Annotated in this window: 13 protein-coding genes; 4 read left to right on the top strand and 9 right to left on the bottom strand. The window is 53.2% G+C overall.

Annotated elements, in window-relative coordinates:
* Positions 1-29: 29 nt before the first annotated feature.
* Genes NNL21_RS03285 through NNL21_RS03260 form a run of 6 tightly spaced genes read right to left on the bottom strand, consistent with a single transcriptional unit; the run spans position 30 to position 6669 of the window.
* Positions 30-1247 (bottom strand): GNAT family N-acetyltransferase, encoded by a 1218-nt coding sequence (locus NNL21_RS03285; protein ID WP_204816016.1) that lies wholly within the window; start codon positions 1245-1247, stop codon positions 30-32.
* On the bottom strand, positions 1159-2586 hold the full coding sequence (locus tag NNL21_RS03280) for a F390 synthetase-related protein (protein WP_204816015.1): 1428 nt from the start codon (positions 2584-2586) through the stop codon (positions 1159-1161). Before NNL21_RS03280 ends, NNL21_RS03285 begins: the two co-directional genes overlap by 89 nt.
* The gene (locus tag NNL21_RS03275; RefSeq protein ID WP_204816014.1) at positions 2583-3443 is read right to left on the bottom strand and encodes an MBL fold metallo-hydrolase; all 861 of its coding nucleotides are present in this window, start codon (positions 3441-3443) and stop codon (positions 2583-2585) included. Before NNL21_RS03275 ends, NNL21_RS03280 begins: the two co-directional genes overlap by 4 nt.
* Complete coding sequence (locus tag NNL21_RS03270; protein ID WP_204816013.1) at positions 3440-4438, bottom strand: NAD-dependent epimerase/dehydratase family protein; 999 nt, start codon at positions 4436-4438, stop codon at positions 3440-3442. Before NNL21_RS03270 ends, NNL21_RS03275 begins: the two co-directional genes overlap by 4 nt.
* Positions 4425-5681 (bottom strand): ATP-grasp domain-containing protein, encoded by a 1257-nt coding sequence (locus NNL21_RS03265; RefSeq protein ID WP_204816012.1) that lies wholly within the window; start codon positions 5679-5681, stop codon positions 4425-4427. Before NNL21_RS03265 ends, NNL21_RS03270 begins: the two co-directional genes overlap by 14 nt.
* A complete protein-coding gene (locus NNL21_RS03260; protein WP_204816011.1) occupies positions 5671-6669 on the bottom strand; it encodes a beta-ketoacyl-ACP synthase III in 999 nt (332 codons plus the stop codon). Before NNL21_RS03260 ends, NNL21_RS03265 begins: the two co-directional genes overlap by 11 nt.
* Before the next feature lie 649 nt (positions 6670-7318).
* On the opposite strand from NNL21_RS03260, the gene NNL21_RS03255 reads away from it, so the two are divergent.
* Positions 7319-8149, top strand: a complete 831-nt coding sequence (locus NNL21_RS03255; RefSeq protein ID WP_204816010.1) for a TrmH family RNA methyltransferase — start codon at positions 7319-7321, stop codon at positions 8147-8149.
* Between the two features lie 135 nt (positions 8150-8284).
* Complete coding sequence (locus NNL21_RS03250) at positions 8285-9163, top strand: NAD-dependent epimerase/dehydratase family protein (protein WP_204816009.1); 879 nt, start codon at positions 8285-8287, stop codon at positions 9161-9163.
* A 66-nt stretch (positions 9164-9229) separates the two neighbouring features.
* Here the strand turns inward: NNL21_RS03250 and NNL21_RS03245 are convergent, their stop codons facing one another.
* Positions 9230-9520, bottom strand: a complete 291-nt coding sequence (locus tag NNL21_RS03245; RefSeq protein WP_204816008.1) for a DUF3817 domain-containing protein — start codon at positions 9518-9520, stop codon at positions 9230-9232.
* A gap of 463 nt (positions 9521-9983) precedes the next feature.
* Between NNL21_RS03245 and NNL21_RS03240 the strand changes: the two genes are divergently transcribed.
* Together NNL21_RS03240 and NNL21_RS03235 are read left to right on the top strand one after the other, a co-directional pair.
* A complete protein-coding gene (locus NNL21_RS03240; protein ID WP_204816007.1) occupies positions 9984-11696 on the top strand; it encodes a proline--tRNA ligase in 1713 nt (570 codons plus the stop codon).
* Positions 11697-11718: 22 nt separating this feature from the next.
* Entirely contained in the window at positions 11719-12468 is a 750-nt protein-coding gene (locus NNL21_RS03235; RefSeq protein ID WP_204816006.1) for an SDR family NAD(P)-dependent oxidoreductase, read from the top strand.
* 56 nt (positions 12469-12524) lie between these two features.
* Here the strand turns inward: NNL21_RS03235 and xerS are convergent, their stop codons facing one another.
* Both xerS and NNL21_RS03225 read right to left on the bottom strand, forming a co-directional pair.
* Positions 12525-13607, bottom strand: coding sequence for a tyrosine recombinase XerS (gene xerS / locus NNL21_RS03230; RefSeq protein WP_204816005.1), 1083 nt, complete (start codon positions 13605-13607; stop codon positions 12525-12527).
* Positions 13608-13908: 301 nt separating this feature from the next.
* Entirely contained in the window at positions 13909-14043 is a 135-nt protein-coding gene (locus NNL21_RS03225; RefSeq protein WP_204816004.1) for a DUF4023 domain-containing protein, read from the bottom strand.
* Positions 14044-14056: the final 13 nt, after the last annotated feature.

Below are 14056 nucleotides of genomic sequence, written 5' to 3'. Positions count from 1 at the left end.
CAACCCCTCTTCTTCTTCAATTCAAAAAGCTACAATTTAAATCTTCGTATGATTGGCACACCGACGCCCTCGAGCAGCATGCTGAGCAGTATCCAGCCTGATCGCCGGAGAACAGGGAGATGCTTGTCGTAGATGGCACTGTATTCAATATCAACGACTGCGCCCCGATTGCGTTTGAACTGCGCGGCACCAGAGCTCTCATGCAGAAGATGGCCCCTCTCGGCGGCAATTTGCAGCAGGACGGCGGAGAGCATCCGATATAAGCCAAGCTGCTGAGGCAGCGAGGTATCATAGCCGAATAGCGGGGTTGTCATCACACCTTCACGGCTGAAGAAGCCAAGCACGGCGTCCAGTCGTCCGTTCTTGCGCAGCCCATAGAGCATTAATGTCCCTTCCTGCAAAGCCAGGCGAATATAGGACTCTTGGAACTGAGGGTTATAGAAAGAATATTTATGCAAATACAGGGCATTGTATAGCTCCAATATCCGCGGGATATCGCTCTCTTTCATTGCGGCGGGTCCTGAAACTTCGTAGCCATGCTTGCGCAATAGACTGTAGTCTCTCTTGATCAGCCAACGCGATTTGGCATTCATGGAGGCCGGATCATGGGGCCGGAGCAAATAAATTTGTCGGCTAGGCACCAACCGGCAGCTCTCGTTGCGAAGCGTTTCCAGCATGATGCCGGTCGTAGCCGCGTTAAGCGAACGGAACACGATGGCATGTGCCGGGAACCTTTTTTTCAGAAAATGCAGCACTGCTGTCGTTTGTTCAGGCGTCAGATTCGCATACAGGTTCGTAGAGAGCAGCCAATTGTTGAAGTGGACCGTCTTGTTTATTTTGGATGCCTTGAGCAGCAGGCCTGTACAGGACAGAAGACCCGAAAGTGTATTCCGGAGGATCCGGTTGTTAAGCACGTTAAGCTCTTCCTTCGCATAGCTGACATAATGCGTATAGGGGGAGCAGACGTAGGAATTGTCGTATTCATCCTCGTTCACGGTCACCGGAATGACAAGGTCATCTAGGACGAGAGCATAAAGCTCCGTATGGGCATTCGCAATATAGGCATCCGGGGATTGCGTCATCAGAGGCAGCAGATAGCGCATGGCGTAGCTTCCGGCTTCCGTATCCGGCCAATGAAGGTCATGAATCGTATGACGGTCATAGAGTTGTATGCGGGAAGCTTGACGGGATTTCTTCGCTGAAACCTGCGGATGCGCTATCGCGGTTGCTGCTGATGATGGTGTCATGGATGGTGAATCTCCTTTCAACCCGACGCAGCTTCCGATAGGAAGCCGTAGCTTCTTCGGCTTCGCAGGGGGGAAATTGAATCTCGGGCAGGCGGCAGCCTATCCGCTCGAATAAGGAAACCAGAGCTGCATGTACGGCTTGTACCGCTTGCGGCCATGCCGCATCTGCGACGCTGAGCCTCACCTCGATGCGGCTCGAAGCGTGCTGCACGGCCTTATAGGCCGTCACCTCTGTTGAAGCGGCAATAATCGTCCGAGCGATGAAATCCGGGAAGACCGGTACGAATCGTTCTGGATCAAGCGAATCCTGGAGATAGAAACAATCGTCGCAGCGCCCTTCAATGGACTGGATGGCGGTAAATACGGATCCGCATCGGCAGGCCGGCGCTTCGGTCAATAGATCATCGAGCCGGTACCGGACAATCGGCTGCGCGGAGCGTGAGAAATCGGTTACGATGGGCACGAACTTGCCAGCCTTGACGTCTACATACTCTTTCTGAATGGCGACGAGATCTTCATTCAGATGAAGGGTGCCGTACCGGCAGGTGGACGCCAGAAACCCTTCTGTGCATTGGTACACCTGATGGACCGGCTGCCCGAAGGCGGCTTCGATATGCTGCCGGTCGAGCGGGTCAAGCACCTCTGCGACCGAGATGACCTTGCGCGGCATGTCCGGCAGACAAAGCATGCCGGCTGCGATGTTATCCGCCAGCATACGCAGCATAGACGGGGGGGCCACTAGCAGCGTGGGTCCGTACCGTTGAAGGCGGGAAAGATGCTGTTCCAGCGGATCAAGCAAATCGAAGAACGCGAACTGCAGCCTCCGCCCTTGAACGGACTGGTATAGATTGCTGTCGGCGCGCAGAAAGAAAGCGACGCGCTCACGCTGCATGAGCGAGCCTGGCAGCAGCTTGGCGAGCATCGTACCCGCCCACGCATGCTGTTCCTGCGGACTGACGAGGAAGAGACCGCGGTTGCCGGAGGTGCCCGAGGACAACCCGATGGTTATACCGCTTAGCGTAGGCGCAAAATCCCGTGTGGTCTCCGCCTTCAAGGCGATGGCAAAGGCCTCTTCCTTGCGGACGCCTACGGTGTTCAATTGATCAAAGTGTGCCATCATCGTCTTCTTATCGATAAGCGGGAATTCACGCCATCTGCTGGTAGGTAGATCCTTCCAATGATTCCGATAGAATGATGAATCTTTACGTACGATGTCCAGGTGCCGGACGATCCGGCGTTCCTGCCAGCGTTCGAATGCTTCCCGGTCCGTCCAGCGGCGGAAGTAGCGCGCTGCGGAATAGTGCCGCAGGAACGTTATGATTCGATTCAGTCTGCTCATAGCCGCTCATTCCTTTGTATATACATTCTCCACACCTCGCCGCAATGGGAGGGAATGATGCGCAGTTGGGGAAACCGCTCCGCAAGCAGGCGCAGCCTAGTGAAGGTTTGAAGATATTGCCGGCGGTCCGGCATGATCAGGCCTGCCAATGGGTGAGGGGGACGGTTCTCCCGTATGGCTTGACCGGACCAGGCCGCATCGGCACATAGAAAGTATTCATGCTCTGCGGTGGACAACAACAGCCCCATCTGTCCAGTGGCATGTCCGGAAACATCGACACCGATAAGGCTGCCGTCACCTAACAGGTCATAACCGTCATCCGGGAATGGCCAGCCTTCCGGCAGAGGCACGCGGGCTGAAGGAGGGACCGGCGATGATCGAAATCCGAAATCCTCCGGCATTAAATCAGGCAGAAAGCCGGCCCGCACGGCTGCAAGCCCCCGGAGTCCGCGAACGGCTTCATAGGCCTCTGGAAGGTAGATGAAGCGGGCATTAGGAAAATCACACAATCCCGCCACATGATCGGCGTGAAAATGCGATAGAATAATCAGATTCACTTCACCGGCATCGAGATTGAATTGCCGTTTCAACAGCATTGCTGCGCCTTCGCTGGGATCATGTACAACAGGTGTCACCCGTCTGTAGATGGAATAAGGAAAGCGGGATGCAGCGTCGAAGAAGCGGGCGGCATAGCCGGTATCGAACAAGATTGTACCGTGCTCGGGATGGACGATCCGGGCAAAGCCGGCAGGAATACGAATGCTCCGCACGGAGCCTCCCCGCATGGTGATCCATTCCGGATGTGTGCAATAACCGGTGGCGTGAAGCGTTAACTCGACTTGCTTCTGATTCGTCATCGAGGGTTTCGCCACCAATCTGCGAAACGCGCAATGCCTTCATCGTTAGGAATGCGCGGCGAATAACGCAGCCATTGCCGAGCAGCAGAGATGTCAAGCGTCTGGCTCTTGGCAAGCAAGGCGATCGTATATCGGGTCAGCAGCGGCTCGGGTTGGCCGGGCAGCAGCCGTGCCGCCAATTCCATGGCACCGGCGAGCATGTATCCGGCTGAATAAGGGATAGGCCGGCCTCTCATTGGAACGCCAAGCCGATCAAACAGCTTATGCAGAACGTCGGCAAGACGGACGGGCTCCCCGTTCGTAATATTATAAGTCCTGCCCATGGCAGCCGGAGGTGCTTCGGCAGCAAGGAGAAGCGCATCTACGGCATTATCGACGTATGTCAGGTCAAGGATGGCTTCGCCTCTGCGAAACAGGGGGACGCCAATCCGGTCGTTAGCATGGATCAACCGCGGCAGAATAGCCGTATCGCCAGGTCCAAATAGAGCTCTGGGTCTTAGGCTTACACTCTCGAAGCTTGGGTTATGGGCTGCGAGCACTTCTTCTTCAGCGATCCGCTTGGTAGCCGCATAAGCGTTTGGGGCCGAGGCGGGGAGCGGGTCAGTCTCACGGATCCCAAGCCGGTCGGAGAAGTCGAAGTAGAGACTGGGTGTCGAGACGTTCACGAGACGGCGGACGCCTTGACGCTGGCAAGCATGAATGATATGCCGCGTTGCTTCGACGTTGCTCGCGAAGAAATCTTGGTACCGGCCCCACGGAGAAGAAAGTGCTGCGCAATGAAACACGGTATCCATGCCGGAGCAAACCGCTTCAACAGCTTGCGGATCTCTCAGGTCGACAGTTCTGAAGCGAATTTCATCCGCGGCTAATGCTGCTCCGTTCTTCGTATTACGCCCAACCGCCGTTACATCCCAACCGGATGTCTGCAGCCGGCGGGCGAGATGACCGCCCAGAAATCCGGTACCTCCGGTAACGAGTGCTCTAGCTTCTGTCATAGTCACCATTCCATTCGATATCATAAGTTGTTGCGGCGAGCAGGGAGACGCCGCGCTGCTTGCTAATGCGGCGGGTTTCTCCAAACGTTCGAAGCTGCTCCCAAAAGGGGCGCGAGTCATGACGCCGGTAGATGACGTCTCGTGCCTGCCGGAAGTCCCGATGCCATCGTTTCCATCCCCGCAGTGAACGGTCGCTCCACAGACCGAAAGAAAGCATGGCCATGGCAAGCATAGTTCGGGTTGCGGGAAGGGGCTCGGCAGGCATGGCTGCAGCTGTTGCCGGCTCCAGAAGAGCCGTTACCAGCCCTTGCCCGGGTCCGAATAAATGGACGCCGCTCGTGGTTCGCGGATTGCACTCTATTGGACACAGAACGCCCTCATTCGTCTCGATGAAATCGAAGGCAAGCTGCCCGTTAAACTGCAGCTGCCCAGCGAATGCTTGCACCCAATGACGAATTCCGGGATGCTCTATCGGTTCAAAATAAATGCTGGCACCAAGACCGGCTTTATAAGAGGTCTGATAGGCGGCATGTGCGGTTACGGTTCCACTATGGCTTACGCTATAGGTGCAGATTTGTCTACCGTCGATAAACTGCTGCGCAACCCAAGGATATGCGGTGGATAGGCCGGGTACAAGACCGGCCAGCTTCTTGTCCATCAAGGCGGGATCGTCCGCAGCATCCAGTATGATGACATGAGCTGCGAAGCGGGAATAAACCGGCTTCAGCACGATTTTGCCTGGAGAGAAGGTGAAGCTTTCATCCCGCCAAGCAGACACCAATTGCTGCAGCTCCTCTCCGGAGGTTAACAACTGTGTGGCCGGAGCCGGCAGCCCAAGCTCCTCGACCAGCTGAATAAACTTGTGTTTATTGTGGAGCCGGTTCAATACTTCAATAGGCTCGGCGAATACGCGGCAAACATCCTGCAGCCGGTCCAGCCCCTTCGAAATATACATAATCTCCTCGCAAGTCGGAAGCAGGACATCGATTCGATAAGTTAGGATGAGTGTCCTGAGCGCATCCACATAGGCTTCGGGTTCGTGGCTGGGCATCGGAACCCGGAAGCTGTGCACGACGGCGCGTGATACCCGGCACAGATGATAGGGTGCGCTCTCCGCGACGAATACCCGGTGTCCCGCATCCGCGAACTGCCGTGCAAGCTCAAGGGCAGCCGGTGCCCGTCCACCGGTTAGTAATATATTTAATCGAGCCCCGCTGCTTGCCGGGCGCGGCTTAGTAATCAAGGATGGCGCCTCCAAGCGACACGCCGGCGGATGTTCCGAGGAGTAAGATGCGGTCGCCGCGGTCGATTTTCTTCTGCCGTATAGCTTCATGGAGCCCCATCGGGATCGAGGCGGCAATGGTATTGCCGTGATCCGGCGTAATGTACATCAGCTGATGCTCGGCGATCCCGAGCTTCCTGCTAATAAGCCGCATCGCCATCGCACTGCCTTGATGGGGAATAACAAGCTTGAAATCCTCCATTCGCGTATTTGCAGCTTGAAGCAAACGATCGACGAAATCCGGCAATTTTCGCGATGCTAAGCGAAAAATTTCGCTTCCGTTCATATCGAATAAATAATCCTCCATGTTCAACGCGTTATAATACTTCGGATGCTGCTTCGATCCGCCGCCGCGAATTTCCGATAAATGTGCGCCCTCGCTGAACGTTTGCATATCGGCATGGACAAGCTTTGATGTTCCGCCCGGCTCGGTCCGCCCGAGCACAACGGCTGCAGCGCCATCGCCGAAGAGGGCGGCACTCTCTTTCTGGCTCCAGTTCAGGCCGAGGGACGCAATTTCCGTGGAAATAAGCAGAATCCGCTGATATCGGCCAGCATCGAGCAAGTAAGACATAACATCCAGCCCAGCGACAAAGCTAAGGCAGGTGGAATTGATATCGAATGAAGGGACCCCGGAGGCTTCTTGGCCCATTGCTTTCTGAATAAGTGCTGCGGTGCAAGGGATGACTTGTTCCATCGTACCGCTTGCACAGACGAGGCAATCGATATCGGAAAAGGCAAGTCCGGCTGCCTCAAGCGCGTCGTATGCTGCCCGCGCTCCCATTTCCGATGCGGTTTCATCCTCGACGAAGTAGCGAACGTGAACGTCGGATTTTTTGCGAACCCAACCTTTCTTAACCCCTAAACGTATATCCATATCGGTATCGGTTACCCGCTTCTTCGGTAAATACTTGCCCGTGCCGAGCACGATTATATTACGCTGCTTCATGATATCCCTCCTGTTCGTCTGACCAGCGCAGTTTTCTGAAGGCTCGTTTTCATTGTACAAGACTGGCGAATTTTAGACAGTACCAATTTTTCATAGTACCTGCTCGGATGTCATTGGCAATAGCACTAATTCATAACGGAAGCTGCGGGGAATAATCGCTGAATGAATACGGATTTCCCGGGAAAGCGCAGGAGTCGACACAATCGGACGCAATAGTGATATTCGTCAGCGGGAATCGTCAAGATCGTCGTGCAGTGAACGTATAGAAGCTGTAACGATACAAGAAAAATGATATTGACACCGCCTATAAATGGGTTATACTGGAAAAAAAATGTTGAAAGTGGGATACGTGCAGTGATGATGACGGTGTTCTTGACAGAAGTTAACGGTTCGTTTATTTAACCGAATAACTCATGATTGCGACCGGAGAAACCTTGCTCATGAGCGGGGCTTCTTTAACTGCGTCTATGATCATGTACTTCTGTTTGGAACGATATCATCACTGCATACGTGTAAAGAGCCGGGCAAGCGATGTCTTGTTTAAGCGTCTTTACACGCAATGAGCCGTGGGTGAACTATGTTCACTCGCGGCTTTTTTCTATTTTCATCTTATTTTACTTTGAAGAACGGATGGGAGGACTAACAACTTATGCCAAGGATCATCACAATTTATTCGGAAAATAACGATTATCAACGATTCGAAGTGTTGAAGAGAAACCGGAACAAGCGACATAAGTATAAGGAGTTTTTTGTTGAAGGCGTTCGCAGCATCAATGAGGCCGTAAGAAATAACTGGGTGATCAATGGATTTCTCTATGCCAGGCACAAGCCTCTGTCTGATTGGGCGAAAGGGATTCTAGCAAGCTCCAGAGCCATGAATCATTATGAACTGGAAGGAGATTTGCTGGAACGATTAAGCGATAAAGAAGATACCTCCGAGCTGATCGCGATCGTCTCCATGCCGAGGGATGAGCCGGAACGGATCCAAGCTGCTGATCCATTGCTGGTGGCTGTCTTTGACAGACCCTCCAATCGGGGGAATCTGGGAACGATCATCCGCTCCTGCGACGCGCTAGGATGCCATGGATTGATAATAACCGGACATGGAGTTGATTTGTACGACCCTGAGACGATCCGTGCATCTATGGGCTCGTTCTTCAATGTCCCCATCATCCGAATGCAGTCGCCCGATGAAGTGCGGAATTGGATCATTGGGCTTAGAGAGACGCATGTTCAACTACAAGTAGTAGGTACGAGTGTTTCGGGAAGCCGGAAGGTGTATGATTGCGATTTTAGAAAGCCGACTGTTCTGCTTATCGGGAACGAGACGGATGGACTCAGTCATAAGTTTAAGGAGATGAGAGAAACGATGATCAACATACCCATGGGGGGATCGGCTTCTTCCCTGAATGTTGCATGCGCGACATCTATTATCTATTATGAAATCAATAGGCAGAAGAGTTTAGGCTCTGCGGATTAACCAATCAAGAAGAAGGATTCGCAGCAGCTCAGCTGCCTTTCATCGTAATATTTAATATTCATTCAATTGGTTCATTCGAAGCGCTGGCTTCGGAAGGGACGAATAACTAGCGAAATCAAGATGGAGGTGCTCTTGGTGAGTAAAGTGCTCATACTGGGCGGTACGAGGTTTTTTGGTAAGAAGCTTGTGGAACGGCTTATTCGTCAGCAGGCTGACATCACCATGATCACGAGGGGTAACACGCCTGATTCATTCGGTAATTCGGTGAAACGGCTGCAGGCGGACCGTACCGAACTGGCTGCGCTTGCGCGCGCAATAGGGGATGATTCGTATGATGTTGTGTACGACAACATTTGTTATACACCAGCCGAGGCGGCTGATGCCGTAACCTTGTTTGCAGGCAAAGCGGGCAAATATATCGTGACTTCTTCACTTAGCGTTTATCCGTTCGGCGAGCCGCGCAAGCAAGAGGGCGACTTCGACCCCTACAGCTGCCCTATTCCGCAGCCCTATGCCACACAAGTCGAGTATGCGGAAGGAAAGCGGCTCGTCGAAGCGGTATTGTTCCAGCAAGCGTCTTTCCCGGTGGTGGCGGTTCGCTTCCCGATTGTCATGGGGCATGAGGATTATACAAGGCGGCTGCACTTCCATGTGGAGCATGTTCAAAGCGGAAAGACCGTTGGAATGCCGAACCCGGATGCCATGCTTTCCTTCATACACGCCGACGAAGCGGCGAGGTTTCTCGCTTGGCTGGCTCATTCCCGTTTGGAAGGGCCTGTGAATGCTTGCTCCAGAGGTGAAATCTCTCCTGGTCAAATCATGGCGCTTATTTCGGAAGCGACAGGCAAACCGGCACTTATCGCTTCAGAATCCGATGAATCGGACCGGTCACCATACGGTGTTCCCGAATCCTGGTATATGGACACATCCTTTGCGGAGTCGGCGGGCTTCACATTTGACCATTGGAAGGATTGGCTGCCTCAATTGATTCGTGAGATGGCTGGGGAAGAATGAAATTGCAGGAATAATGGAACAGGCGCAGGGCCGTATGGGGGCCTTGCGCCTGTTTGGCTTCGTTGCTTATGGGTTTTTGCGGATATGCGAATCCATAACAAAGGTGCCGAATGGGAGAAAGGATGCAATGAAGGCCATAACCACACGCAGGAATGACCAGCGGGCAGCGAGCCATGCATGAAGGAGCGTTAGTACATATAAGACGAACAACGCGCCGTGTATGCCTCCGACGATCGTGACCGGCGTTGGCATATCAGCCCAATATTTGAGGGGCATCGCAATAAATAACAGGACCAGGAAGGATACGCCCTCGATCAAGCTGACCAATCGAAAGCGTCCGACAGCAGTTTTTAACATCTTGTGTATGACCTCCGTAATAGGATTGTTTCATCACTGTCCTCTATGAGTATACCTTAAGTAGGACGGGCCGGTAACGGGAGATCACGTTGACTTGTATGACGATTTGGTGTATTTTAAATGAAACTATTCGCAAAAATAACCAAAATCAAGGAAATAAACTTTAGACGTCGTCTACGCAAAGAGAAGGAGTCCACGGCTGAGAGACTTCTCGTAGCGGTTAAAGTTTCCCACCTTGTAGTTGCCGCAGGGAACGTAGGAATGCGTACAGTATCTGCGGCCGGGAGACCCCCGTTATCCGATAACATGAGGATCGCAAGCTGTACTGTTACACAGCAAGCGATTGAATTATGGGTGGTACCACGAGCGCGCTCGTCCCTTGCCGGGGATGGGTGCGTTTTTTTGTATACCCATTAGTCGGATTTCAAAAATAATCATTAAGGTGATGAAGGAGAGGGTAAGGATGAGACAACGTCAGTTATTTGCACCAACGCTTCGCGAGATGCCTGCGGAGGCGGAAGCCGTAAGCCATCGGTGGATGGTGAAGGGAGGCTTCATTCGCCAGCTGGCTTCGGGCGTCTATTCCTTCCTGCCGCTCGGACGCAAGGTGCTGCGCAGTGTGGAGACGATCATCCGGGAAGAGATGGAGCGTGCCGGAGCACAAGAAATGCTGCTCTCGGCGCTGCAGCCGGCGGAGCTGCTGCAGCAATCCGGCCGATATGATATGTATGGGCAGGATCTCTTTCGCCTGAATGACCGCAATGGAAGAGAATTCGTTCTCGGACCGACGCATGAGGAGGTCATTACTTCGTTGATTCAGCAAGAGATCACGTCCTACCGGAAGCTGCCGGTGACGCTCTATCAAATTCAGACGAAATTCCGCGACGAACGGAGGCCCAGATTCGGGCTTCTGCGCGGCAGGGAATTCATCATGAAGGATGCCTATTCCTTCGACACGGATTGGGATGGGCTCGCACGTCATTATGATGCGATGTATGAAGCCTATCATCGGATATTTACGCGGTGCGGTATAGCATTCCGAGCCGTAGAAGCCGATGCCGGCGCCATCGGTGGCGAAGGCGGAACACATGAATTTATGGCTTTCTCCGAATCCGGCGAAGATATTATCGTGTCCTGCGAATCCTGCGGCTATGCCGCAAACCTGGAAAAAGCGGAATCGATGCTTCCGGCAGCGACCGATGAAAGTAATTCGAATGTGGGCACAATGGCATCCTGTGTCAAATTTCATACGCCAGGCTGGAAGACGATTGAGCAGTTGGTCCAATCGGTCGGCTGCGGGGCTGAACATATCGTAAAGACACTGATCTATATGGCAGACGGGCAGCCAACGGCTGTTCTTGTACGCGGTGATCATGAAGCGAATGAAACGAAGATTAAAAACCTGCTTGGCGCAGAGACGGTTGAGCTTGCCGATGCAGCGACCGTGCAGGCGTTGACAGGCTCTCCCGCCGGCTTCGCAGGGCCGGTCGGGCTGGCGGCGCCGCTACTTGTGGATCAGCATGTCGGCGCGATGAAGGAAGCGATAACCGGCGCCAATGAGCTGGACTATCATCTGAAGCATGTCGTGCCAGGCCGGGACTTTACTGCGCATCTCACCGGCGACCTGCGTAATGTTCAGGAGGGCGATGATTGCCCGCATTGCGGAAACAAGCTGTCGACCATCCGCGGGATCGAAATTGGACATGTGTTCAAATTGGACAGTCGATACAGCGGCAAGCTGGGGGCGACGTTCGTCGATGCTGCGGGCAAGGAGCAGACCTTCGTTATGGGCTGCTACGGGATCGGGGTGACTAGACTGATGGCTGCTATTATCGAGCAGAATCAGGACGAGCACGGTATGATTTGGCCGAAGTCGATAGCACCCTATCAGGTTCACATCATCGTGATGTCGATGCAGGACGATACACAACGGGAAACTGCGCTGAAGCTGTATGAGGAGCTGCGCTCCGCGGGCATCGAGGTGCTGCTCGATGACCGGGACGAGCGGCCCGGCGTAAAGCTGAAGGATGCCGATCTGATCGGGCTGCCGCTGCGCGTTGTAGTCGGCAAGGCTATCGCGGAAGGTCGAGTTGAGCTGAAAGCGCGGACTGGAACCGTGGAACAGGTGCCGGCAGAGCAAGTAATCGGGCAAATCCGGGAGAAGCTGTTGTCATAGAAGACGAAAGGAGGCAAGCATTATGAATGCGTATGAAGGAAAGACCGTAATCGTGACCGGTGCCGCAGGAGGGATCGGCCGAATCTTGGCTAAGGCGTATGCCGCAGAAGGAGCACAGGTTGCCGCCACAGACCGTGAAGACAAGGGCGGGGACCAGCTAGTGAACGAAATTGAAGCAGCAGGCGGGTATGCGCGGTTCATAGCGGCTGACTTGAGCCGGCCGGAGGAGATTGAACAGCTGTTCGAACGGGTGGATCAGACATGCGGCTTAGCCGATATTCTGATAAACAATGCCGGATTCGGAATATGGAAATCCCCCCTCGAACTTTCCGTGGACGAGTGGGACAGCGTCATGAACGTAAATTTGCGCGGAACCTTCTTATGCAGCAGGGAGGCGGCGAAACGGATGAAGAAACGGGGAGCGGGGCGCATCGTCAATATCGCCTCGACAAGGGCAGCCATGTCTGAGCCATTCAGTGAAGCCTATGCTGCGTCAAAAGGCGGTATAGCTTCATTGACTCATGCTTTTGCCCTATCGCTTGGACCAGATGGCATTACCGTCAACTGCATAAGTCCGGGATGGATCGAAACCGGCGATTACGCATCGCTCAGACCAGTCGATCATGAGCAGCACCCGTCGGGCCGGGTAGGCCGGCCCGAAGATATTGTGCGGGCGTGCATGTATTTCACCGACCCGGATAATGGTTTTGTGACCGGTACCAATCTGACGGTTGACGGCGGCATGACACGAAAGATGATCTATGAGCCATAAGGTTAATCATTAATGTCATGAATCACATAGAAGTTGGGTTATAATCTGTCGTAGAGCTAGGACTCCTTCTGTCGGTCGATCGCCTCTGCCATCGTGCGGTCGGTCAAATGCGCATAGATTTGCGTCGTTTCCGGCGATGCGTGGCCGAGCTGCTCCTGCGTCTTATACAAGTCATTGCGCAGATAATAGTCCGTCGCGAAGGAATGGCGCAGCTTATGTACGGACAGGTAGGGTTTGCCGAACCGCTTGGCATACTTAATGACCATCTCTTGTATGGCGCGTTTGGTCATGCGCGAGCCTTCTTTCTTGCCGTTGGCAATGGCGAGGAAGAGGGCTTTTTCCCGTTTGGGCGCCTTGTATTGCGACTCTCGTTGATTCAAATAAAGCTGAAGCTCGCGAATCGCTTCCGTCCGGAAATAGACGGGCGTCTTGAATGTGTCGTCGTTCTTGCCTTTGCGGTACACATACAGCAGCTTTTTCTTCAGATCGAAGTCATCGACGTTCATGTTGACGACCTCCGATACGCGCAGGCCGGAATTAAGAATCAGACTGACGATACAGGTATCTCGGATGCGATTGAGCGTGTAGGCGTACATCGCTTGCTTGTTTGTCGCGACATCTGTCCCATAATCCTCATTAATATAACGAATAAACTCATCGATCTCCTGCTCCTGCAGCAGTTTACCTTCCAGCTTGGCTGCGGTATCCTTCGGTTTATGGCTCCGTTTAATGGACACCTTGGCCATCACGTTCCGCTTCAGCAGCGGGTAGAACTCCTCGTCCTCTGCGATTTGGCTTAAGTAGTGGAAGAGCGAGCGCAGGGAGGCGAGCTTGCGGGAAATCGTCGTTTTGACATTCATATGATCCGGGTGGGTGGCCAGAAACATCCTAAAGTTGTCGATGCTGTCCATATGAAGCTTCTCCAGCTCATCGAGCGTAATTTCACGCAGCGTTGTACCCTTGGACAAGCCTTCAGCCAGCAGCCAGGAGAAGAAAGTCTCGTAATCTCTCACGTATTCCAACAGGGAGGAAGGAGACAGGTCGGGCAGCTTATAATTGATGAATTTCTCGACATACCATGGCATCGACGGCGTCTTGCGGTCGAGCTCTTGCCGGTCTTTGATCTTAATAATGTTCACAGCCGATTCACCTCCGAAGCACTAATGGCGAAAAGCCAATCCTGCTAGCCATGCAATGCTTCTATTGTAGCAGAGGTGATTCAAACATGAAAAGTGAATCGCATATTCGTCCTAATTATTTACAAACGTATAGTTGTGTGTTAGAATAGTTAACCATTAGCAGCTAGCGCTCTCACGGGCATGCTGCATTTCGGCCAAAGCTTGTTCTAGATGTACGAAGGAATTCGGTAGCGCGTCCGCTGCCTGAAGATTATATAAAGAACGAAGGCTGCATATATGCAGCCTTCGAAGGTCGCTACCATTAAGGGTTATTGCTGTGCTGCTTAGTGGGAAGCTTAGATGAGGGCGTACCTTTACCGTAATGCTCCCGGTTTTTTTTATCTTTCTCTTGCGTGTCTTTCGTCTTCGCAACAAATTCACCCGTTGATTCGTTCATCTGAGTAACACGA

Origin of the sequence: Paenibacillus mendelii, assembly GCF_024498075.1 — a bacterium.
In the GTDB taxonomy this organism is placed as follows: Bacteria; Bacillota; Bacilli; order Paenibacillales; family Paenibacillaceae; genus Paenibacillus_Z; species Paenibacillus_Z mendelii.
This window is presented reverse-complemented; position numbering and strand designations above follow the sequence as displayed.

Excerpts from the sequence above, each read along its gene's own strand:
- NNL21_RS03235 (WP_204816006.1), top strand. The coding sequence starts at position 11,719 with ATGAATGCGTATGAAGGAAAGACCGTAATCGTGACCGGTGCCGCAGGA.
- NNL21_RS03255 (WP_204816010.1), top strand. The coding sequence starts at position 7,319 with ATGCCAAGGATCATCACAATTTATTCGGAAAATAACGATTATCAACGA.
- NNL21_RS03240 (WP_204816007.1), top strand. The coding sequence starts at position 9,984 with ATGAGACAACGTCAGTTATTTGCACCAACGCTTCGCGAGATGCCTGCG.
- NNL21_RS03275 (WP_204816014.1), bottom strand. The coding sequence starts at position 3,443 with ATGACGAATCAGAAGCAAGTCGAGTTAACGCTTCACGCCACCGGTTAT.
- NNL21_RS03280 (WP_204816015.1), bottom strand. The coding sequence starts at position 2,586 with ATGAGCAGACTGAATCGAATCATAACGTTCCTGCGGCACTATTCCGCA.
- NNL21_RS03245 (WP_204816008.1), bottom strand. The coding sequence starts at position 9,520 with ATGTTAAAAACTGCTGTCGGACGCTTTCGATTGGTCAGCTTGATCGAG.
- NNL21_RS03260 (WP_204816011.1), bottom strand. The coding sequence starts at position 6,669 with ATGAAGCAGCGTAATATAATCGTGCTCGGCACGGGCAAGTATTTACCG.
- NNL21_RS03225 (WP_204816004.1), bottom strand. The coding sequence starts at position 14,043 with ATGAACGAATCAACGGGTGAATTTGTTGCGAAGACGAAAGACACGCAA.
- NNL21_RS03285 (WP_204816016.1), bottom strand. The coding sequence starts at position 1,247 with ATGACACCATCATCAGCAGCAACCGCGATAGCGCATCCGCAGGTTTCA.
- NNL21_RS03270 (WP_204816013.1), bottom strand. The coding sequence starts at position 4,438 with ATGACAGAAGCTAGAGCACTCGTTACCGGAGGTACCGGATTTCTGGGC.